The organism is Paenibacillus sp. J22P90 (genome assembly GCF_059692195.1).
Map to the genome: position 1 here is coordinate 516,100 of NZ_JCAUAY010000002.1, position 21,779 is coordinate 537,878.

The 21,779-nt window shown below is 47.0% G+C and carries 23 protein-coding genes and 1 riboswitch; of the genes, 11 read left to right on the forward strand and 12 right to left on the reverse strand.

All coding sequences use genetic code 11. From position 1 onward, the window contains the following. Window positions 1-249 precede the first annotated feature (249 nt). On the forward strand, window positions 250-2,040 hold the full coding sequence (gene pepF, locus AC58UX_RS07130) for an oligoendopeptidase F (RefSeq protein WP_497250893.1): 1,791 nt from the start codon (window positions 250-252) through the stop codon (window positions 2,038-2,040). 76 nt (window positions 2,041-2,116) lie between these two features. Then, window positions 2,117-2,425, forward strand: a complete 309-nt coding sequence (locus AC58UX_RS07135; RefSeq protein WP_497250895.1) for a LapA family protein — start codon at window positions 2,117-2,119, stop codon at window positions 2,423-2,425. Here the strand turns inward: AC58UX_RS07135 and AC58UX_RS07140 are convergent. After that, window positions 2,415-3,233 (reverse strand): DUF92 domain-containing protein, encoded by an 819-nt coding sequence (locus AC58UX_RS07140; protein WP_497250897.1) that lies wholly within the window; start codon window positions 3,231-3,233, stop codon window positions 2,415-2,417. The two genes, AC58UX_RS07135 and AC58UX_RS07140, sit on opposite strands and share 11 nt — an antisense overlap. Before the next feature lie 196 nt (window positions 3,234-3,429). On the opposite strand from AC58UX_RS07140, the gene AC58UX_RS07145 reads away from it, so the two are divergent. Further along, window positions 3,430-4,617 carry a GAF and HD-GYP domain-containing protein gene (locus AC58UX_RS07145; RefSeq protein ID WP_497250899.1) on the forward strand — a complete coding sequence of 396 codons (1,188 nt, stop codon included), beginning with the start codon at window positions 3,430-3,432 and terminating at the stop codon, window positions 4,615-4,617. A gap of 66 nt (window positions 4,618-4,683) precedes the next feature. Here the strand turns inward: AC58UX_RS07145 and AC58UX_RS07150 are convergent, their stop codons facing one another. Beyond that, window positions 4,684-5,310, reverse strand: a complete 627-nt coding sequence (locus tag AC58UX_RS07150; protein ID WP_497250901.1) for a fumarylacetoacetate hydrolase family protein — start codon at window positions 5,308-5,310, stop codon at window positions 4,684-4,686. A 19-nt stretch (window positions 5,311-5,329) separates the two neighbouring features. Continuing rightward, window positions 5,330-6,607 carry a CapA family protein gene (locus tag AC58UX_RS07155; protein WP_497250903.1) on the reverse strand — a complete coding sequence of 426 codons (1,278 nt, stop codon included), beginning with the start codon at window positions 6,605-6,607 and terminating at the stop codon, window positions 5,330-5,332. A gap of 139 nt (window positions 6,608-6,746) precedes the next feature. Here AC58UX_RS07155 and AC58UX_RS07160 point away from each other — a divergent pair, with 139 nt between their 5' ends. Then, complete coding sequence (locus AC58UX_RS07160; protein WP_497250905.1) at window positions 6,747-7,652, forward strand: metallophosphoesterase family protein; 906 nt, start codon at window positions 6,747-6,749, stop codon at window positions 7,650-7,652. A gap of 665 nt (window positions 7,653-8,317) precedes the next feature. On the opposite strand, the gene AC58UX_RS07165 is transcribed toward AC58UX_RS07160, so the two are convergent. After that, window positions 8,318-8,953, reverse strand: a complete 636-nt coding sequence (locus tag AC58UX_RS07165) for an O-methyltransferase (protein WP_497250907.1) — start codon at window positions 8,951-8,953, stop codon at window positions 8,318-8,320. 136 nt (window positions 8,954-9,089) lie between these two features. Between AC58UX_RS07165 and AC58UX_RS07170 the strand changes: the two genes are divergently transcribed. Then, window positions 9,090-10,229 (forward strand): THUMP domain-containing class I SAM-dependent RNA methyltransferase, encoded by a 1,140-nt coding sequence (locus AC58UX_RS07170; protein WP_497250909.1) that lies wholly within the window; start codon window positions 9,090-9,092, stop codon window positions 10,227-10,229. Between the two features lie 82 nt (window positions 10,230-10,311). On the opposite strand, the gene AC58UX_RS07175 is transcribed toward AC58UX_RS07170, so the two are convergent. From AC58UX_RS07175 to AC58UX_RS07195, 5 genes are all read right to left on the reverse strand, one after another. After that, window positions 10,312-10,443, reverse strand: coding sequence for a hypothetical protein (locus AC58UX_RS07175; RefSeq protein WP_497250911.1), 132 nt, complete (start codon window positions 10,441-10,443; stop codon window positions 10,312-10,314). After that, entirely contained in the window at window positions 10,443-10,838 is a 396-nt protein-coding gene (gene gloA2, locus AC58UX_RS07180) for an SMU1112c/YaeR family gloxylase I-like metalloprotein (RefSeq protein WP_497250913.1), read from the reverse strand. The genes AC58UX_RS07175 and gloA2 overlap by 1 nt, the downstream gene beginning before the upstream one ends. A 70-nt stretch (window positions 10,839-10,908) precedes the next feature. Next, entirely contained in the window at window positions 10,909-11,823 is a 915-nt protein-coding gene (locus tag AC58UX_RS07185) for an exopolyphosphatase (protein WP_497250915.1), read from the reverse strand. 123 nt (window positions 11,824-11,946) lie between these two features. Beyond that, on the reverse strand, window positions 11,947-12,252 hold the full coding sequence (locus tag AC58UX_RS07190; protein WP_497250917.1) for a hypothetical protein: 306 nt from the start codon (window positions 12,250-12,252) through the stop codon (window positions 11,947-11,949). A 108-nt stretch (window positions 12,253-12,360) separates the two neighbouring features. Continuing rightward, window positions 12,361-12,454, reverse strand: a riboswitch (cyclic di-GMP riboswitch). 115 nt (window positions 12,455-12,569) lie between these two features. Further along, entirely contained in the window at window positions 12,570-13,793 is a 1,224-nt protein-coding gene (locus tag AC58UX_RS07195) for an MDR family MFS transporter (protein ID WP_497250919.1), read from the reverse strand. Between the two features lie 190 nt (window positions 13,794-13,983). On the opposite strand from AC58UX_RS07195, the gene AC58UX_RS07200 reads away from it, so the two are divergent. Both AC58UX_RS07200 and AC58UX_RS07205 read left to right on the forward strand, forming a co-directional pair. Further along, window positions 13,984-14,880, forward strand: coding sequence for a TIGR01777 family oxidoreductase (locus AC58UX_RS07200; RefSeq protein WP_497250921.1), 897 nt, complete (start codon window positions 13,984-13,986; stop codon window positions 14,878-14,880). Window positions 14,881-14,949: 69 nt separating this feature from the next. Continuing rightward, a complete protein-coding gene (locus AC58UX_RS07205; protein ID WP_497250923.1) occupies window positions 14,950-15,444 on the forward strand; it encodes a glutathione peroxidase in 495 nt (164 codons plus the stop codon). 57 nt (window positions 15,445-15,501) lie between these two features. Here the strand turns inward: AC58UX_RS07205 and AC58UX_RS07210 are convergent, their stop codons facing one another. Next, the gene (locus AC58UX_RS07210; protein ID WP_310222399.1) at window positions 15,502-15,723 is read right to left on the reverse strand and encodes a DUF1450 domain-containing protein; all 222 of its coding nucleotides are present in this window, start codon (window positions 15,721-15,723) and stop codon (window positions 15,502-15,504) included. After that, a complete protein-coding gene (locus tag AC58UX_RS07215; RefSeq protein ID WP_497250925.1) occupies window positions 15,723-16,025 on the reverse strand; it encodes an iron-sulfur cluster assembly accessory protein in 303 nt (100 codons plus the stop codon). Before AC58UX_RS07215 ends, AC58UX_RS07210 begins: the two co-directional genes overlap by 1 nt. Before the next feature lie 214 nt (window positions 16,026-16,239). Between AC58UX_RS07215 and AC58UX_RS07220 the strand changes: the two genes are divergently transcribed. The 3 genes from AC58UX_RS07220 to ytvI are packed head-to-tail and all read left to right on the forward strand — an operon-like array spanning window position 16,240 to window position 18,515. Continuing rightward, entirely contained in the window at window positions 16,240-16,599 is a 360-nt protein-coding gene (locus AC58UX_RS07220) for a winged helix-turn-helix transcriptional regulator (RefSeq protein WP_497250927.1), read from the forward strand. A 37-nt stretch (window positions 16,600-16,636) separates the two neighbouring features. Continuing rightward, the gene (gene map / locus AC58UX_RS07225; protein ID WP_497250929.1) at window positions 16,637-17,383 is read left to right on the forward strand and encodes a type I methionyl aminopeptidase; all 747 of its coding nucleotides are present in this window, start codon (window positions 16,637-16,639) and stop codon (window positions 17,381-17,383) included. A gap of 19 nt (window positions 17,384-17,402) precedes the next feature. Further along, window positions 17,403-18,515, forward strand: a complete 1,113-nt coding sequence (gene ytvI / locus AC58UX_RS07230; RefSeq protein ID WP_497250931.1) for a sporulation integral membrane protein YtvI — start codon at window positions 17,403-17,405, stop codon at window positions 18,513-18,515. A 44-nt stretch (window positions 18,516-18,559) separates the two neighbouring features. Here the strand turns inward: ytvI and AC58UX_RS07235 are convergent, their stop codons facing one another. Next, the gene (locus AC58UX_RS07235; RefSeq protein ID WP_497250933.1) at window positions 18,560-19,339 is read right to left on the reverse strand and encodes an AraC family transcriptional regulator; all 780 of its coding nucleotides are present in this window, start codon (window positions 19,337-19,339) and stop codon (window positions 18,560-18,562) included. A 120-nt stretch (window positions 19,340-19,459) separates the two neighbouring features. On the opposite strand from AC58UX_RS07235, the gene AC58UX_RS07240 reads away from it, so the two are divergent. Continuing rightward, on the forward strand, window positions 19,460-21,703 hold the full coding sequence (locus tag AC58UX_RS07240; protein ID WP_497250935.1) for an FAD-dependent oxidoreductase: 2,244 nt from the start codon (window positions 19,460-19,462) through the stop codon (window positions 21,701-21,703). Window positions 21,704-21,779: the final 76 nt, after the last annotated feature.

Below are 21,779 nucleotides of genomic sequence, written 5' to 3' on the forward strand. Positions count from 1 at the left end.
TCAATGGACGACGGAGTCGTTTGTTTTGTATAATAATTGAACATGCAATCGGTCATACTAGGTGAAAACCATGAAATGGGATTTCAGTTAGAACGTCCCTCATGGGAACATGCCGGGAGCGTGACCGCAATGCGCCTTCTTTATGTAACGGCAGCAATGGGAATTCTTCTAAGCACCGTCCCCATCGCTGATTTACACGCAAAGGATACCAGCTTACCCCAATTTCAAAACAAGGACAGGAGGGCTCCGATGACTCAATTATTGGACCGCAAGCAAGTACCGGCCGAGCACCGTTGGCAGTTAGAGGATATTTTTGCCGATCAGAAGGCTTGGGATCAGGAATTTCAAGATGTGAAAAGCTCGCTTAGCAAAGTCAGTGCCTTCCAAGGAAAACTTACCGATGCTGCATCGGTGAAGCAAATCTTCCAGTTGGAAGATGAACTCTCGGTGAAAATGGAAAGATTATATGTTTATGCCAACATGAAGCATCATGAAGATACAGCGGAACCTACTTATCAAGCCTTATCGGAAAAAGCGAAAAAAATCAGCGTCGAGGTCGGCGAAGCGCTTTCCTTTGTCTCGCCAGAAATTCTAAGCCTTTCGGAAGAGAAGCTTGGGCAGCTTGTGAATGATCCTTCCTTATCTTTTTATAAAGATACGCTAGAAGAAATGATTCGTCAGAAGCCTCATACGTTGTCCAAAGAACAAGAAGCCCTTCTTGCGCAAGCGGGCAACATGGCGGGCGCGCCAAGCACGATTTTCGGCATGCTGAACAATGCGGATTTGAAGTTCCCTAAGGTGAAGAACGAAAAAGGGGAAGAAGTCGAGCTTACCCACGGCAGCTATATCCAGTTCTTGGAGAGCCGTGACCCTGAGGTTCGGAAAAATGCGTTCAAAGCTGTCTATGAAACGTATCGCAACAACCGCAATACGATTGGTGCTACACTAAGCGCGAACATCAACAAAAACATTTTTTATGCCAAAGCACGTCACTACCCTTCTGTTCTTGAGTCCACGCTATTCGGGGATAACATTAAGAAAGAAGTGTATACGAACTTAATTTCCACCATTCATGAATCCTTGCCACAGCTGCAGCGGTATCTCAAACTCCGTAAAAAGCTGCTCAAGGTCGATGAGTTACATATGTATGACCTATTTGCACCGCTAGTCGAAGAGTTCAAAATGGATATTACATACCAGCAAGCAAAAGAAGAAATCAAGAAAAGCTTGGCTCCGCTCGGCGAAAATTACTTGAAAATTCTTCAAGACGGCTTCGACAACCACTGGATCGATGTGTATGAGAACAAAAATAAGCGCAATGGTGCCTACAGCTGGGGTGCTTACGGTACGCATCCTTACGTGCTGTTGAACCACAAAGACAATTTAAACAGCATGTTCACGTTGACACATGAGATGGGTCACGCGATCCATTCCTATTTGTCTGATGAGAACCAGGAATATCGTTATGCGCAGTACACGATCTTCTTAGCCGAAGTCGCGTCAACGCTGAATGAAGCCCTGCTCATGGATTATCTATTGAAACGTGTAACCGATCCGAAGGAAAAAATGTACCTGCTGACCTACTATGCAGATCAGTTCCGGACGACGGTATTCCGTCAAACGATGTTTGCTGAATTCGAGATGATTACACATGAGAAATCCGAACAAGGCGACTCCTTGACGCCACAAGAGTTCAGTGAAATTTACTATGGCTTGAATAAGCTCTACCATGGCAATGACATGGTTGTGGATCAAGATATCGAGATGGAATGGGCTCGCATTCCTCACTTCTACAACAGCTTCTATGTGTATAAATATGCGACAGGCTTCTCGGCTGCTACTTCCTTTGCGAAGCAGATTTTGGATGAAGGCCAGCCAGCGGTGGATCGCTACCTTGGCTTCCTGAAGAGCGGCGGCAGCGATTACTCGCTGAACATCCTTAAGAAAGCCGGCGTGGATATGTCCACACCGGAGCCGATTAAACAAGCAATGAGCGTATTCAGCTCGTTGCTGGATCAAATGGAAGAGCTAACGAAGTAAGCTCCAGGGATAAAACAAAAAGGTTGAAAGCAGAGGCTTTCAACCTTTTTCTCAACGTAGAGAGGATGATGGCTATATGAAGATGCAATGGATTCTCATCAGCGCTTTAGTATTTGCTCTAATTACTGCTGTATTTGCTGTCGTGAATGTGGAGCCAGTCCAAGTGAACTTCGTGTTCACAACAACATCCACGCCTCTCATTCTTGTCATTTTAACCTCAACCTTATTAGGCGGTCTCATTGTGGGTCTCTTCGGTATGGTTCGTCAATACAAGCTGCAGCGGAAAGTAAAGCAATTGGAGAAACAGCTTCAGGATGCAATTCATCCGGCAGCCGAATCGTCGTCAGTTGGATCCAACCTTGAACAGAACGAGCCTAGTGTATAATTTGAATTGAGCCTAAAGCTAGGCAAATAAACCCTCCGACGAAAGAGGAGCCTGCGTTAACCACATCGTTGCTCATCAATCGGAGACCACGAATTTGCCTTGCTTTGCGATTACAGTGCTCTTGCTTCTCAATCGTTTTACCGCAAACTTCACAACGAAACATCACCTGCAGTGTCGCCCCGAGCCAAGAATCGATTAGAGATCCGCCTAATCCGGCAATTGCACCTATCAAGATTATGATACCGAGTGAGCTGCTCACCTCTTGTGATGCCCCAAGTTGATTGAATAGTCCCCCTATGAGACCGATGAACGCCCCGCCAAGCAAGGAAGCTAGCAATCCTAATCCCGTAATGCCCCCTGAAGTTCCTGCCGTGACCCGCTTCCCATTTACAATGGACCTGGGGACCGACTTGCTCATTCCGCCAATTTCAGTTGCCCACGTATCCGCATTGACCGTTGCCATAACTCCTAAATATATAAACCACCATACAGGACTAGGCCAAATGGCATTTCCGATACAAAGCAATAAACCTAGTCCCCCGTTAGCAGCAACTTGTCCGGCGTCCCTTCTGCCCCCTTTGGCATAACCGCTTTCTGCTTCAGCTTTCCGCTGATGCTTGAGCTTAGAGAGAAGGCTCGAGGAGATGAAAAATGCGATCAGCGTGCCAAACCACGCAAGGCTGCCTAGCGCGTACATCGTCGTTCCGAGCAGCACGGCTGCAATTAGCCCGGATACTGACAAAGAACGTTTCCAATAAGCTGCGCCAGCTATCACAAGGCTTCCAACGAATCCATAGACCAACGGCATAGGAAGCACTCCCCTTTCATTTTCCAATTATAGAAGCATAGATTGATTATGAGTATTGTATCATATTCCGCCTAAGTCTCTTTACTTTCCCTATTCGTAAAATAAATTCGACATTTTTCGGTTTTTTCTGCAAAATGTTCATCAATAATTGGCAAATATATGATACTATGAGAGAGACAAGCGATTGGAGGCTGACATGGAGCAAGATCAAATCATAACCAACTCCCGATTCAAAAGAGATCTGGAGCCCGAGGAAATGCTGCGTGTCATTTTCGACTATGCTGCCAAGATTCCCAATGAACGGCTGCTAGATCGTGTTCTTATGCTAATGGCGGATATGGGCCGTGAGATGATCGTCTCCGATCGTTGTACCGTCTGGCTGCTCGATACCCAAAAGAATGAGCTATGGTCCAAAGTGGCTCATGGACTGGATGAAATTCGCATCCCAAGCACCGCTGGCCTAGTTGGCTATGCCGTGACGAATGATCAAGCTGTCTTTATACATGATGCTTATACCAATGAAGAATATAAATCTTATTTGCAAAATGGTGCCCTGCGCACGGATCAACAAACCGGATACCGCACGAAAGCCTTAATGGTCATCCCTTTCCGAAACAGTCAGGGCGAGATTATGGGTGCTTATCAAGCGATTAATAAATTAACCGCCAGCGAGCAATTCTCTGATAAAGATATGGAATATTTGAAGCTGGCCTCTTCCTATGCCGGTAAATCACTGGAGTCTGCGCTGCTAACGATGGAAATCGAAGAGACGCAGAAAGAAATTATTTTCCGCATGGGCGAAATTGGCGAAAGCCGCTCTAAAGAAACAGGAAATCATGTGAAACGTGTTGCCGAGTATTCGTATTTGCTGGCGCTAGAGTTAGGCATGAGTCAAGAGGAAGCGGAGCTATTGAAAATAGCCTCGCCAATGCACGATATCGGGAAGGTCGCGATTCCTGATGCGGTGCTCAATAAGCCCGGCAAACTAACGGATGACGAGTTCAAGCTCATGCAAAATCATACCGTGATTGGCTACAACCTGCTTCGGAACTCAACCCGCCATATACTCAAAACGGCCGCGGTAGTTGCCTACGAGCATCATGAGAAATGGAACGGTCGTGGTTACCCCCGCGGCATTAAGGGAGAAGACATCCATATTTACGGCCGCATCACAGCCATTGCCGACGTCTTCGATGCACTCGGCAGTGATCGTGTCTACAAAAAAGCATGGGAGCTCGACCGGATTCTTCAATTGTTTCAAGAGGAGCGCGGTGAGCACTTCGATCCTCAAGTGGTTGATGCCTTTTTCAAACAACTGCCCGCAATTCTTCGTGTAAGAGAGCAGTACTCGGATGCAGCCTTAGCGAATCCTATTGAAACATAAACAAAAACTAACAAAAAGGGCAGCTCACTCAGGTCGATCAAGACCTTAGGAGACTGCCCTTTTATGCTATACCTTTACTGTAAAAGCTCCGAATTGCTCTTCTCCCCAGAGAAGCTCCAAACGGTCGCCGTCTTTAACAGGGCCTACACCTTCAGGCGTTCCTGTGTAAATAATGTCGCCAGGACCTAGTCCATAGTGCTTCGCAATGTAATCCACGATGGTCTGAAGATCGAAGATCATGAGAGAGATATTGCCATCTTGCACAACCTGTCCATTCTTACGAAGCTGGAAGTTCGATTTCGTAAGCTCGGACGCTCCTGGGAACGGGCGGAAAGCCGTAATCGGCGCCGACTTCAGGAACCCTTTGGCAGGCAGCCAAGGCTGGCCCTTTTTCTTAATCACATTCTGTACATCACGGAGTGTAAAATCGATCCCAAGCGCGTATTGATCCACGAGCTCATCGACTTTCACGCCTTCTGTATATGGCTTAGCGATATGTAGAACGAGTTCAGCTTCATAGTGAATCTCTCCTTGGTCACTAGGAAGCGTTAGCGCACTTCCATCAATAGAAGCTAATGCATGCGTAGGCTTAGTAAAAATCATTGGCTGATCAGGAACATCGTTCCCAAGCTCTGCCGCATGTGCGACGTAGTTGCGTCCAACGCAATAAATATTGCGAATCGTTGTTGTCATGGTAGTTGAACTCCTTATCTTATTTCTTAATCACATTACCTTGCGCATCCACCTCAGCACCAATCGAGATTTTGCTTAATCGTTGAAAAAGCTTTGCTCCATCTTCAGCATTCATCGGTGTTGGCAGTGCTGCTTTGGTCAATATCGGTACAAGATGAATATTACAGGACTTATCCTTGGTACACGCGGCTTCTAAAATAACGGTTTCCCACGTTTTAGGCGTGTCGTTCGTTGTAAAGATGAAATTGCCTAAGCTATACGCAATCCATTTGCCTTTGTACTGCTCAAAACCTTGCAGCACATGTGGATGCCCGCCAATGACAAGATCAGCACCTGCATCGATGTAACGGTGCGCGAGCTCTTTTTGATTTTTATCTGGATTATCATCGCGTTCTATCCCCCAATGGGCGACAACAACGACAAGATCGGCGGATGCTTTGGCCTTCTCAATCACCTCAACAGGAACCTTGTAACTATACGTTTCCGCAACGCCAGGATGGTTAGGCGCAGCTTTCCAAGAAGCATTTTCCACGACGCGGCTGAAGCCAAATACAGCAATTTTCAGGCCATCTTTTTCCACGATAACAGGTTGATAAGCTTCGGTATTGTCCTTGCCTGCTCCCATTCGCTTAATGCCCTGTTGGTCTAGTAGTTTCATCGTATCCAATAAGCCTTCGTCCCCATAATCCTTAATATGATTATTGGCTAAGTTGACAATGTCGACGCCTGCTTGTTTAAGTGGTGGCAGTGCCTCCGGCGAAGAACGATACACAAAGTCTTTGTTCTTAGCAGGAGTACCTCCCGTAGTTATCGGAGATTCCAAATTAGCAATCGTAAAATCTGCTTTCGTTAAAAAGTCTTTCACATGCATATACGGGTAATCGTAGCCTTTTTGCTTTAAAATATCTTCCACCTTAGAGGCCATAATGACATCACCCACAAAAGTTAACTTCACTTGTGAGCCTGTTCCCTCTTGCTTAACCACAGTTGCATTGGCAGATGGTGTTGGTGTCGATGTCGGAGTAACGGTGGTAGAAGCTTTGGGACTAACTTGCGGGGCCGAATTGCCATTCGCAGTGGATGTCGTTGGTTTAGGCGAAATGACCGCCATAGGTGTTGAAGCAGCTCCATCTTCTTCCCCATTATTATAATTGGAGGTCCAATAGGAAGCCCCGATTCCAATAGCAAAACAAGCAACCGCAGCAACTGTGAAGCCGCCTAACACTTTAAGTGAAGGTTTTTTGCTCGGATTTGAATTTTTTTTCGATTTACCGTGACGATCTTGTCTGGATTCCAATTAAAACATTCCCCTTTCCCCCTACAAATTATAACAGATGTCGACATCGTTGGGTAATAGTGAGTGAGTCACATTTTCAGATTGCCTGCCTTGTGGTATAACAGAATCATTGCATTGGAAAAGAGAGGAAACGATTCGCTTGGAGAAAATCGCTATTATTTCAGATATTCACGGAAACTTGCCTGCTTTAGAAGCCGTCCTTCTCGATATTAAGCGTCGTGGCATATCGCGTATTTTTTGTTTAGGCGATCTTGTTGGCAAAGGGCCCAGCTCAGTTGAAGTGGTGGACCTCGTTCGAGGGACGTGTGAAGCCGTTGTGCAGGGCAATTGGGATCTCGGCATTACGATGCCGCAGGAGCTGCCTGCTGGCTTGTGGCAGCAGCAAGCTTTGGGCGATGAGCGTCTGCATTATCTGCGTGAGCTTCCGTTCTCGATCGATTTGGTGCTAAGTGGGAAGCATCTCCGATTGTTCCACGCATCAGCACAGAGCGTCTTCCACCGATTGAAGCGAGAAGCTTCTAAGGTTGAGCGATTAGCGATGTTTGAAAATACGGAGATGACCGGTTCCCCTTTGGGTGGGAATGAGCCGGATATTGTCGGTTATGGGGATATTCATATCCCTTATATGTTGACGTTGGATAATCCTTCGGAGAGGGATGATATCTCGGGGGAGGGCCTGCTGCTGCAGAATGATAATTCTGAGCAGTCTACAAGAGTCGCCGAGCTGAGGCGCGATGCTTCGAGCGAGAGGGAGGTGCTGCTGCAGAATGATAATTCTGAACAGTCTACAAGAGTCAAACGCAGCGGGTTGCTGCTTTTCAATGTAGGGAGCGTCGGGGTACCTTATGATGGTGTACCTCAGGCGAGCTACTGTGTAATTGAAGGCGAAAAGGAGCCGGAGATCCCATCAGGGTTTTCGCTCCAATTTGTGCGAGTTCCCTATGATGTCCAGCGAGCTGTTCAGATGGCGTATGAGGTGCAGATGCCGGATAGTCGACGGTATGAGTTAGAGATTACGACGGGGTTGGTGCATTTGGGGGAGTGAGGGGCAGTGGACGACTTAACGCCCAATAGGAGACTGTCTTAAGGCAGATGCGCACAATTTTTGTGCCCTAGCAAGCAACTGCCGGCTTCGACATAGTTCTTGCTCACAATTGTAAGCGCACCTTTGTAACATAGGGGTAAACTGCTTCTGAAATCGACCATTTTCATAAAAATTCACTAAGCTGCATGCTTATTAATCTTTGAAAGAATAATCGACACTCTCATAAGGAGGTTACAGTGATGGGCTTGGGGTTCGCCGGTTTTCGGGGTAGGATAAGACCCTCAACGGATTCCGTAACATTTTATTCTTTACCGAAACTTTATGGAAATCAATTCCATTACATGCTAATATAGGTGTACGATGGAAAGTGAGGTATGGAAACGAATGAGGCTAAATTGGCGTAGAATCTTACTAATTATCGTTTGTGCGGAGTGTTTGTTTATCTACTGGAACAGCCTGAGCACTATGAGCTTTAAGAAACAGCAGACAACTCACCTCGCCCCTACCAAGCAGAAGCAGCCTGAGGTCCCCCTTACACAGGTTCCACGACCTATTATAGAAACGAATAAAATCGATTCAGATTTACATACGAAGGAAAAAGCATCCTAAACACAGAGAAAGAGCGATTAACTGCAACTGCAGTCGATCGCTCTTTCTCATTAGCATTATTTCACGCGAGCTAAAGCCAATCCATCATATGCTGGTAAAATGGTGCTTTCCAGCCTCTCATCCGTTGCGATACGTTGATTAAACGTTCGCATCGCTTGAACCGATGCTTTCGTTTGCTTCTCATCAACGACTTTGCCACGCATCAGCGTGTTATCACCAGCAATGATTGCGCCTGGATTTGCCAGCTGGATCGCCAGCTCCAAGTAGTTCGGATAGTTCACCTTATCCGCATCGATAAAGAAGAAATCGAAGCGTTTCCCCTGCTCCAACAGCTCATTCAAGTGATGGAGAGCCTCGCCAATCCGATACTCAACGAATTCGCCAAGACCGGCGTCAATCACGTTTTGCTTCGCCACATCGGCGAAATCCTGCTTCAGCTCTAGCGAAATGAGCTTACCGCCCTCTTTTAACCCTCTCGCCAAGCAAATTCCGCTATATCCGCCTAACGCACCGATTTCTAGCACTCGCTTCGCACCAATCATGGTAACCATCATTGTTAGCAGTCTGCCATAACCTGGCGCGATGGAGATTTCCGGCATATTGTTAGCGACAATGACTTCCTTAACCCGTGCTAGCACAGCATCTTCTTCATATAAACCTTCCATATAGCTCTCTGGTGTCATCGTTTCCATGTATTTGTCCTCCTAAATTCGCAACAATTGTACGCTCTTTGTAATACCCGTTTGTAAGTGTAACCTATTTGTCCTATACTTGTTAATTGTATGAGTTTTCTGAGCGTTGCACAACCCGGATGGAAGGACTACACCTATGCCACAAAAAATTGAACTAATCGCCACGTGCCCGATGGGACTAGAAGCTATCGTTGCCCGTGAAATCCGTGACCTCGGCTATGAGGAAATGACCGTTGAGAATGGACGTGTCCGTTTCTTTGGTGACGAATTGGCCATCTGTCGCACCAATCTTTGGCTGCGTACGGCAGATCGTATCCTCGTGCTTATGGGGCAATTCAAAGCAACTACTTTCGATGAGCTATTTGAAGGCACCAAAGCTCTCGCATGGCCTGACTGGATTCCGAACGATGCTGAATTCCCTGTCGAGGGCCGTTCCCATAAGTCACAGCTTTCCAGCGTTCCCGCTTGCCAAGGGATCGCCAAGAAAGCTGTCGTTGAGAAAATGAAGACTCGCTACGGCACGGAGTGGTTCCCCGAGAACGGGGCACGCTACGTGATTGAAGTTGCGCTGCTGAACGATATCGCAACGCTGACGATCGACACAACCGGCCCAAGCCTGCATAAGCGCGGCTACCGCAAGCTCGTGACCGAAGCGCCGCTGAAGGAAACGATGGCGGCTGCCATGATCCTGCTGAGCCGCTGGAACGTTGATCGGCCGCTCTACGACCCGTTCTGCGGGTCGGGGACCATCCCGATCGAAGCGGCCATGATCGGTTGGAACATCGCGCCAGGTCTGCGGCGCAGCTTCCCTAGTGAAGCTTGGGGGAACATTCCCCGCAAGCTGTGGGACAAAGCCCGCGACGAAGCCTTCGACGCGGTGAAAGACAACGTGCCGCTGCACATCGTCGGCAGCGATATTGACCCTTCTGCCATCGCAGTGGCAGAGGCGGCCGCTAAGGCAGCTGGACTGACGAAGCAGTTCCAGCTGAAGGTTGAGCCGATCGCCAAAGCGCGGCCGCGCGGCGACTATGGCTGCTTGATCACCAACCCGCCGTATGGCGAGCGACTTGGTGAAGCACCGGATGTTGAGCTCGCGCTGCGCGAGCTCGGCGCATTAACACGACCGATGCCGTCGTGGAGTCTGTTCATTTTAAGCCCCAGCACTCAGCTGGAGACATATATGAACCGCCGCGCCGATAAGAAGCGCAAGTTATTTAACGGTCGGATCGAATGTAATTTGTTCCAATATCTCGGACCTCTGCCTCCGCGCAGGTAATCCGTAATTACAATAAATCCCTCACAAGTTCACTCACCTCCCTGCTGTTTATCAGCAGTAGGAGAGTGCGCTTGGAGGGATTTTATTTTACCCAAATGACATAAATCAACAGCACCCACAAGGGAATGGACAAGAGAATGCTCCAGAGGCACCCTTTGGCCATCGCTAATTTGGGTTCCTCATCTGTCCGCTGGAAACGCCCATTACTCCCCATTACTCCACAATCTCCACTAGCTCCAACGGCAGTCCATCCGGATCGGCGAAAAACGTGTAACGATTACCCGTAATGGGATCGATTCGCACAGGTTCAACCGTGATTCCCTTACTTTCTAGTTCTTGTACACTTTGGTCCATATCCGCAACAACGAAGGCTAAATGTCGTAATCCCCGCGCTTCCGGCTGATTGACCCGTAAAGGCGGGTTCGGAAATGAAAATAATTCAATCTCTTGTGCCGTGTTCCCAATGCGTAAATCCAATTTATACGAATCTCTTTCGGCGCGATATGTTTCCTGAATGAAGGTGAGTCCGAGTAACTCCACATAGAAATGCTTAGAAATTTCGTAATTCGAACTAATAATCGCAACATGATGAATTTGCTTTAATTCCATTCTGTGACACCTCCTTACAAAGAAAAACCGCATGCTGGGCTGCACCCATCCTGCGGCTTATCTATCTATTCTAACCTGCTGCTTGCATCGTTTCAACAATTTTACTCAAAATCTCATCCGCCTGCTCATAAGCCACCTGGCATGTTCCTGCAGCCTGATGACCGCCTCCGCCATGTTGAAGCATCAGATCACCAATGTTCGTCTGTGCGGTACGATTAATTATGCTGTGACCGCATGCGAATACGCAGTTTTGTTTATTTCGGCCATCTACGATCCAAATGGATGTGTTTTGCTCCGGATAAAGTGCATAAACCATGAAACGATTGCCTGGATAAATGGTTTCCACATCGCGAAGATCCGTAATAATCACATTACCTTCCACCCGCGTGTACGTTTGCAGCATATCCCGATAGAGCGCGTCCAACTCAAAGTATCGACTAACACGCTCCTTCACGTCCGGAAGCTCCATAATTTCACTAACGGATTTCGTTGCACAATGCTCAACCAGATCCTCCATCAACTGATAGTTGCTGATGCGGTAATCCCGATAACGCCCTAACCCAGTACGAGCATCCATAATAAAAGAAAGCAAATCCCAGCCGCTCGGATTCAAAATATCCTCTTTGCTAAACTGCGCGGAATCCGCTTTGTCTACGCCTTGCATAATATCATCGATATCGCCGAAGGTTTCTTTTCCGCCATAGTAATCATACACAACTCTCGCTGCGCTTGGAGCGATCCGCGTTTCCCCCTTAAATTCGACGGCTTCCCCCATCCGTGTGAGCTCACTGGAGTGATGATCAAACCATAGCCCACACCCCGGTACATAAGGGACATTCGCCAAAATATCGTTCTCAGAGACCTCGATCAGCCCGTCCTGCATATCTTTGGGATGGACAAATTTCATTTCATCCACCATGTTTAATTGTTTGAAGAGCATTGCACATACTAAACCATCGAAATCGGAACGTGTGATCAATCTCATATGCTATGCATCTCCCTCGACATAGTCCCTAAGAACTACTAATTGTAAGTATTATATCAGCTAGTGTCGATTCGTGACAACGAGAAAATCTCTAACTTTTGTGCGAAAAAAAGAGCGATTCACCTAGATAGGTTGAACCGCTCTCAATTTGGATGAAAGACATTGGAAAAGTCTTGTGACGAAGCCTTCGATTTGCGCCATTGGGGGCATTTTCACAGAAAGCTTAACTTCACCTTTCCAGTAAAAAATGAGAATGCTATTGTTTCTTCCGTGAAACATTTCGACATCCCAACAAGCTTCGTTGAGCGCATATTCTTCACGGTTGATCATGAGCTTAGGTCCATCCATCGATGGCACCAAACGCGCAACATGGTTACCGCATAACGATGTTGCCTTCTGTTCCTCATGTAATTGATTGTCCGATTTCATGCCGCTAGGGCCTCCTTAGTGCAAATTGTTCATTTTTTTCGCTATGACAGAGAAAAACCCCCACCGTAGTGAACCGACTAGAGGGGTTCTAAAGTGAATTCCCAATCGTTCGGCGGCTGGCTGGCTGCTTGTCCTGTGCAGGAGAAGTAAAGCCCCTGTAGCTTTGCGTCGCTGGCTTTCGCCAGTTTTGCCTTTGTCGTGAGTACTTGCAAAATCTGTGAAGTTGAGTCTACTAAATCATGACTTCCTATACTTCAAGGATAAGGGATGATGATTTGAAATCGAATAGTGCGGAGGAACTATTTTTACGAAATTCATCAAAAAGTTTGCATTTTCGACGATATTTTCACGTTTTTTTGACGTTTTGTGCCTCTCCAATAGAAAATTGATCCAACCAACGATAAAACTGCAATGATCATAAATAGTGTTTGACCACCGTAGGATACGAGTAAAAAGCCGCCAATCCAAGGTCCCATAAAATGGCCGATGTTCGTTAACGTTTGAGCACCGTAATAGGTTCCACGCATATGCTCAGGCGCCAGCTTATCAATCAGCATGTTAGCCGCAGGATAATTCAAAATTTCACCGAACGTGAAGATCGCCATCGAGACGATGAGCCAAGCTAACGAATGTGACAAAGCGAAGCCGAAATCACCAATCGCAAACATCAAGTTTCCAACGACGATGGCTGTTAAAGGTGAATACTTTTCCGCCCATCTCCCAAGGGGGATCTGCATCGCGATGACGACAATGGCATTGGCGCTCATGAGGATCGCAAACATTTTGACCCCATCTGCAAAATCCCTCTGAAGGTACTGTGACAACGTCACCATAACCTGAGAATAACCGATCGCTCCGATAATGCCACCGATAATGTATAAACGGAAGGTCATATCCTTACGAATAACATCCCACGCCGAGCGGAAAGTAATAATGGATTTCTTTTCGCCTTCGATTTTTTTAATGCCGAACTTAATGAGAAGTGCGTAAAGTGTGATCCCATAGATCAAATAGATAATCCCTGTAAGCAAAAAGGGCAAGGCTCCGTTCATTGTCGCAAAGAATGCGCCCAGTAGAGGACCTACGGCCACACCGACGTTAATCGCCATGTAGCGGAGTGAGAATACTTGCCTCCTTTTGGCCGGCTCCGTTAAATCTGCCATTAGCGCTTGCGATACAGGCTCATAGAATGAGCGGCATAGCCCATTAAGCATATTGAGCAGCATAAACAGGACAGGTAGTTTTACAACACCGAAGCCTAAGAAAACGAACCCCCATCCAAAGAGAGCAGCGAGCATGATCACTCGTCTTCCAAATCGGTCTGACAGCGTGCCGCCAACAAATCCGCCGAACGTTCCGGCTAAAGCGCCCATTCCAATCACGATACCAATGAGTCCGGGGCTCATATCAGAGTGCTTGGCCAAATAAATGGCTAGGAACGGTAAACTCATTGAGGAGGCAGCTCGAGCCATCACAGTACCTAAGATTAGCGTATGTACAATGGGATGATAGGATTGAAGAAAATGACGCATACGATTCATTAGATGTTGACTCCTCTCGCCGACAAATAAATTACCCATGGTTAATAAAAAACACTGAATTCCAATTATACACGAAAATAGGGAACTGTGTCGTAATTTCGAACTGGGATTTTTACCTTGTCACCTTCCTTTCGCGCAGATGGTATTTATTGGGTGAAGGTTCTATAATGGCGATATGGAGGTGCTTGCGATGAAAATAGCGATCACAGGCGGCAGCGGCTTTATTGGCCGACGTTTAATTGAGTTCTGGTTGAGACAAGGTCACGAACTCATCAATATATCTCGCTCATCCGGGACGCAGGTACCCGGTGTCAGAACGATCACGTGGGACGAATTGGAGCGAAACACGGAAAGCCTAGAAGATCTTGATGCCATCGTCAATTTGGCTGGTGAATCCATCAGTCAGCGCTGGACAGCCGCGGCCAAGACGCGGATTGTTCAATCCCGACTACAGGCGGCAGATCGTGTTGCCAAGCTTGTTGCAAAGCTAAATCCTAAACCTATGGTAGTTGTGAATGCTTCTGGCATGTCCTATTACGGCACTTCTGAAACGGAAACCTTTGATGAGGAGAGTCCCTTTCGCAATACGGACTTCTTGGCTGCCGTTGTCAAGCAGTGGGAGGCTGCTGCTGATCAAATTCGTGGAACTCGCATCGTCAAGGTTCGGGTTGGACTTGTTTTGGACAATAAAGAAGGCGCGTTCCCCAAGATGGCGCTCCCTTATAAGCTTGGCGTAGGCGGTACTGTCGGCAGCGGCAGACAATGGCATTCGTGGATTCACATCGAAGATATGGTGAGGTTGATCGATTTTTGCATTCAAAATGAAGCCATTTCCGGTCCCGTAAACGCCACCGCCCCCCACCCTGTCAGGAACAAAGAATTCGGACGCACGATTGCGACCACGTTGCGAAGGCCGAATTTATTTCCAGTTCCGGCTATCATGATGAAGCTGATTTTTGGAGAGCTTTCGGTTTTGCTGCTAGAAGGACAGAAGGTGCTGCCGCATGTTCTGCAACAGTATGGATTTGATTTTCGGCACCCTTATCTGGCAGGAGCACTTGGAGATTTGTTCAGTGTGAAAAAATAACTTCCCTTTCGGATTAAAATTGTGTACAATTGAATTGTATAAAATATATTAAATAAAGGGTGTGACCTTATGAGCGTACATCAATTTCGAGTGAAGACGATTCGCGGTGAGGATAAGTCCCTTGCCGACTACAAAAACCAAGTCCTGCTTATTGTCAATACAGCAACGAAATGCGGATTTGCCCCTCAGTTCAAAGGGCTTCAAGAGCTGCATGACACCTATAAAGATCAAGGCTTCAGCGTACTTGGCTTCCCCTGCAACCAATTCAAAGATCAGGAGCCTGGTGATGACGCACAGGTTGAACAAGCATGCCAAATTAATTTCGGCGTCAATTTCCCGCTGTTCTCTAAGATCGATGTAAATGGCGCTGATGCGCATCCGCTATACCGTCATTTGAAGAGTGAGGCAACTGGGCTATTCGGTTCCGGTATTAAATGGAATTTCACCAAATTCCTCGTGGACCAGAACGGTAAAGTAATCAAACGCTTCTCACCGACAACGACGCCGCGCAATATTGAAAAGCAAATTCAGAAGCTGCTGGAAAAGTCTCCTGCTCATGCCTAACTCGCCTAGCTGAGATAAAAAAAAGCATCCTGTCCTCAATGGACGGATGCTTTTTGCTCATTTCACGTATTTCTTCGCTTTTTCGATCGCTTCGTCTTCCGTTGCGCCCGTAATATATCGGCCATTAATAAATATAAATGCGAACCGCGAACATGGACCGCAATACGATTTGCACGCAACTTTGACTTCGGTGTCGGGTGCAATGGCACTTATTTTGGCAAGCGCCGATTTCACCTTCATGTGTTTGCATTTATCACAAATGCGAATATCATTCGGCATTAGTGGTCTCCGTGGTTCCCCTTGCTTGGGTTCGTGATCATGAAACCTTCTTCTGGCGTGTAGAAGTAGTCAATACGAATACCGTCTAGAAGCGGCTCTGTTTGATCTAGCAAAACATCAATACCCTTGTCAGTACTAATTACAACATCATTTGCTGTTTTATCGTCAAGACCCAAACCATAGTGAGCATGATCACCATGCTTATGTGTCACTTGTACACGAACCAACAAACCTTTGTTTTCTTCTTTATTAAGCTCCAATTGAAGTACTTTTGCTGCGTTGCGAGAAATTTTGACTTTCATATGTACACATCTCCTGAAACAATAAATTTTAATACTATTGTAAAGAATCTACGGCACGAAATCAACCTGTCCAATTCCAGCCCTTCTATTGCCAAATTCTATAGGGAACTTTAAAATAAATAGTAGTGTGACTAATCATCCCTTATTACAAAATGTTAACTTACTTACCTCAAAGTAAGTATCCTACTCGACTTTGATGAAAGGAAGCGATCTCGTGTCAACTCTTGAAAATGAAAAAGTCGCTCCACTTAGCAATTATGTTCCCAAAATACCGAAGGAAATCGAATGTTCCATTGAACGAACGCTTGAAGTTATTGGCGGAAAATGGGCATTCCTCGTTCTTCGAGAATTGTTCTGCGGAACGAAGCGCTTTGGCGAGCTGCAGCGTCAAATTACAGGCATTAGCCCGAAATCCCTCACGGATATTTTGCGCCATCTTGAAGAGCATGGGGTTCTGGAGCGCATGGCGTTCCCGACCGTACCTGTTACCGTCGAGTATACGTTGACACCAAAAGGGCAGGATTTGCATCAAATTATTAAAGAGATGAAGCTTTGGTCAGCAAAATGGACATAATGTATATTTAGGGATCCACGAAGAGGAGAGGTACTTGATGATTACAATTAAAACAAAAGAACAAATTGAAGCCATGGGCAAAGCAGGCCGGATTCTTGCTGATTGCCATAAAGAAATTGCCAAAATGATTCGCCCAGGCATTACCTCATGGGAAATCGATCAATTCGTTGAAGGCTTCTTGGCCAAACACGGGGCCACTCCGGAACAAAAGGGCTACCATGGCTACCCATATGCAACTTGTGCATCGGTTAACGATGTCATTTGTCATGGCTTCCCGAAAAAAGAACCATTAAATGACGGCGATATTGTAACGATTGACATGGTTGTGCGCATCGACGGCTGGTTAGCCGATTCTGCTTGGTCCTACGCGGTTGGCAACATTTCTCCAGTAGCTGAAAAGCTGCTTCAAGTGACGAAGGAATCCCTCTACAAGGGGATTGAAAAAGCTGTGGTTGGCAATCGCATCGGCGATGTCTCTCATGCTATTCAAGTTTATGCAGAGTCACAAGGCTTCTCCGTCGTGAGAGACTTCATTGGCCATGGCATTGGCTCCGAGATGCACGAAGAGCCGCAAGTGCCTCACTATGGACCTGCCGGGAAAGGGCCGCGTATTAAGGAAGGTATGGTTTTCACGATTGAACCGATGCTCAACGTTGGGAAATATCATTCCAAAGTAGACCAAGATGGATGGACAGCTAGAACGTACGACGGCAGCTTATCTGCACAGTACGAGCATACGATTGCGATTACAAGCAATGGACCGATTATTCTAACTGAACAATAACTTTTTTGGAGGAACAGGGATGCTTTCTTTTTACAAGAAATATTGGCGAACGGTATTTGACATTGGGCTCATCGCACTAACCGTCTACTTATTCATGCTGTTATTCAGTTATTTGTACGCCATCGCCACGCCAATTTTTCTGGCTTTAATCATTTTCATGATGATCGAGCCTTTAGCTCGCTTCTTGAATCGAAAAGGGATGAGCAAATCATTAGCTTCCGCGATATCGACTTTGGTGTTCGTCCTCGTCATCCTTGGGGCATTCGCAGGGGCCATCGTAATTTTCACCAGTCAGATCATGAGTCTCGTTGATAAAATCGATGATTACGCAGCGATTTTTAATGACCAGGTCATTCATCGGATTGCCGAATTGAACGATCGCTTTCAAGCAATGCCTGAAGATGTGACTGGCAAAGCCAAAGACTATGCGGGTCAAATTGCCGGAAAAGCTTCTACGTTCCTTGTTGCCTTTTTATCAGGCTTGGTTGCTTCCCTTACCTCCTTCTCTACGTTCATGTTCAATTTCATCGTCGGCATCATTCTCGCATACTTCTTAAGCATCGAAATTGAATCTTGGAAACGGATTGCAAGTGAACAAACGCCAAATACCTTTAAATCCGCCTTCTTTTTCCTCAAAGAGAACGTCGTTAAAGGTATTGTGTCTTACATAAAAGCGCAGGCCAAGCTGATCACCTTGACTTTCATCGTTGTTTTTATCGCCTTGCTTGTGCTTAATGTGAACAACGCATTCTCGATCGCACTTCTGTCAGCAATTTTCGATGTGCTGCCATTGCTCGGGGTTTCCACTTTGTTCATACCGTGGATTATCTACCTCTTCATCGTTGGCAATACGACACTCGCGATTTGGCTAAGCGCACTGCTCCTTGTCGTGATTCTCGTCAGACAAATCATGGAGCCGAAAATTACCGGTGAATCGTTAGGCGTATCGGCATTCACAACGTTAGCATTCATGATTGTATCGCTTTCGCTATTTGGTGTCGCAGGGGTCATCCTGTCGCCTGTTCTGATCATTCTAATCAAGGCCTTACATACGCAAGGATATCTACAGCGCTGGATTCGTCGGCCTGAAAATGAGTATACAGAAGGCAAGCTGCCTTATACGGGCAACTAAAAGTGGAGCTAAGCACATTAATGCGCTTAGCTCCTTTTCTTTTGCTAGACCCGATGCATGCTGCGATATAAAGAGGGAGCCTTGCCGATTTTTTGCGTGAATACCCGGCTCAAATAAAAGCCATTCTCATAACCGCATTGGGATGCGATCATATCTAGGGTGAATGTCGTATTTTCCAAAAGATGTTTCGCACGTGTAAGGCGCAAGTCGTTAATAAATTCGGTTGGTGTTTGGGCAAATGCTTTCCGAAACCTGCGGGTAAATTGAACAGGCGTCATTCCCAATGTCGTGGCTAACTCCAACATCGACAGATTCCCGAATGCATGATCCGTGAGAAAGCTCCGCGCTTCGTCCATCTGTCCATCCAAGATTGTGGCCGGAGGACTCTCCTCGATGAGCTTATCCATATGCACCATTCGCATGAGATCATTCACAATATGCAGTTTGTGCGCTGTACTCTCTTCATCCCAGCCCTGCAAAGTACGCAAATACCGATAACCGGATGTCAGGCGCGGCAAATCTTGTACGGACAGTTTCCCCTTCCAAGTAGCTTCCTGTTCCATATGGGGCTCCCCAATAAACTGTAGAAAGTGAAAGGTCAGCGGCTCCAATGTTTTTCTACGAAACACGGTACGAGGGGGACAAAGCACAAGATCTCCGAATCTAGCCTCCCCCTGCTCCGCACGAATTTCATAGAAGAAGCTCCCCTCCTCAACCGCAAACAACGTCCAGCAAGGGTAGTCATCACGCTCAAACATAAACTCTTTTTTCTGATGCCAATACACATGAGATAGGAGTTTCAAGGCTGGATCGCGATAGGCCATGTCACACTCTCCAAATAGTGAAATAAAGTATATGCTAATTGTAACTCACTGTATGTTAAAAGGATATCACCTATTTTAAAATGAAAGCATGGATATTCAAATACTAGTGAGGTGCTCATAATGAAGCATGAAATCGTTACATCTGATATCACAGTCGTTGGCGGTGGCTTGGCAGGCGTTTGTGCAGCAGTTGCTGCAGCACGATTAGGTCAAACTGTTTCTCTAGTTCAAAATCGTCCGGTGCTTGGCGGTAATGCCAGCAGTGAAGTACGCGTATGGGTGTGTGGTGCCACCTCACATGGTGTCCACCGCAATGCACGGGAAACCGGCATCATGGGCGAGCTTTTCGTCGAAAATCAATATCGCAATATCGATGGCAACCCTTATATCTGGGATTTAATTGTCCTTGAAAAGGTGAAAGCTGAGCCGAATATTACCTTATTTTTAAACACAGATGTGCATGAGGTCGATGCCTCAGGTGATGATCATAATCGCACCATTCAAGCCGTCACAGGTTGGATGATGGGCTCTGAACGTAGAATTCGTTTCGAAAGTCGTGTGTTTCTCGACTGTACTGGGGATGGTCTCGTTGGTTTCCTAGCAGGCGCTAAATTCCGTATTGGCCGTGAAGCCCAACATGAATTTAACGAGGAATGGGCTCCTCTTGTTCCGGATGATATTACTTTAGGAAGCACACTGCTCTTCTATACGAAGGATGCAGGCCGACCTGTCAAATATATAGCGCCAAGCTTCGCGAAAGATATTACCCAAACCTCGATTCCGATGAAGCGAGTCATTCGCAGCGGTGACAATGGATGCGCTTACTGGTGGATTGAATGGGGGGGCGAGCATGATACAGTCCATGAGAATGAGCGAATTCGGGATGAGCTCTCCTCTGTGATTTACGGGATATGGGACTATATCAAAAACTCAGGGAAATTTGACAGCGCCAATTTAACTTTGGAATGGATCGGCTCTATTCCGGGGAAAAGGGAATACCGCCGTTTTGTTGGGGACTACGTCCTGAATCAAAATGACGTAATCGCCCAGGAGCTTTTCGAAGACCGCGTTGCCTTCGGCGGCTGGTCGATTGATTTGCATCCGCCGCAAGGGATGTATTCGACGGAAAGCGGCTCTAAACATATGCATATGGATGGTTCCTATCATATCCCGTTCCGTTCCCTCTATTCGACTAACGTGTCGAATATGCTCATGGCTGGACGCAATATCAGCGCGTCCCACGTTGCATTTGGCACCACACGCGTCATGGCGACGTGTGCGGTCATTGGCGAAGCCGCGGGCACGGGCGCAGCCCTGTGCGCGGAGAAGGGCATCTCGCCGCGTGAGCTGCACGGCGAGCACTTAAACGAGCTGCAGCAGACGCTGCTGCGGCAGGATGCGTCGATTCTCGGCGTCGTGAATAACGACGAGGCTGATCTTATTCACAGCGCGACGCTGACGGCCTCCAGCACGCTGACAGAGCTGGCTTTGGAGCAGTCGGCTGGTGTTTATCCTATGGAGACGCCTCTGGGCCTTCTAGTGCCCGTAGATCCGTTTATTAATGGCATAGAGCTATTCGTCGATGCGACTGCCGCTACAAAGCTTACTGTCGAACTGTGGGACACAGGCAAGCCTCAGAATTACGTCCCTCATATGCTTATAGCGTCTGTTGTCGTACCAGTAGCTGAGGGAACTAAGCAATGGGTTACTGCTGCACTAAATTGGGAGCCAGCATACGCTCAGAACGCTTTTATCGTGCTCAAAGGCAACTCTGCTCTCGCTGTTCATCTATCGGATCGCCCGCAATCTGGCGTGCTGTCCTTCAAAAACAATGCCGTCACGACAAGTACCGCTGATTTCGGGGAAATGCAACCTGATCAACCTGTGATCGACTGGAGTCCGAAAAACTTCAATCGGAAACCGATCTGCTTCCGACTCCTCTCGCCTACTTCCGCCTTTGCGGCTGAAAAAGCAGCTGACGGGCACAAGCGACCATACGGCAGTCCACACCTATGGTCTTCAGCTGGTGGCGGTGCTGAGGAATGGCTCGAAGCCAGCTGGACAGATACTCAAAGCATCGGCGAAGTGCATGTAACGTTCAATGATGACGTGAACGAGGACTTGATTAACTTGCATCACCATCGCACGGAATTCGAAATCATTCCTGAATTAGTCAAGGATTATTCATTGCAAGCTTGGGTTGGGGAATCATGGACAACAGTTGCTGAGCAGACGAACAATCACACTCGGCATCATGTTCATAAATTAAGCAGTCCGGTATCGACGAACCGTCTTCGTGTCCTTGTTGCGTCAACGAATGGCTCAGCGCGCGCCGAAATCGTGGAATTACGTTGTTATTGTTAAAATAGGTTTCTGGAAGAACCGATTTGGCCACGCGAGCTGTGGTTGCGATCGGTTCTTTTAGCATTTTGTGAGTTTG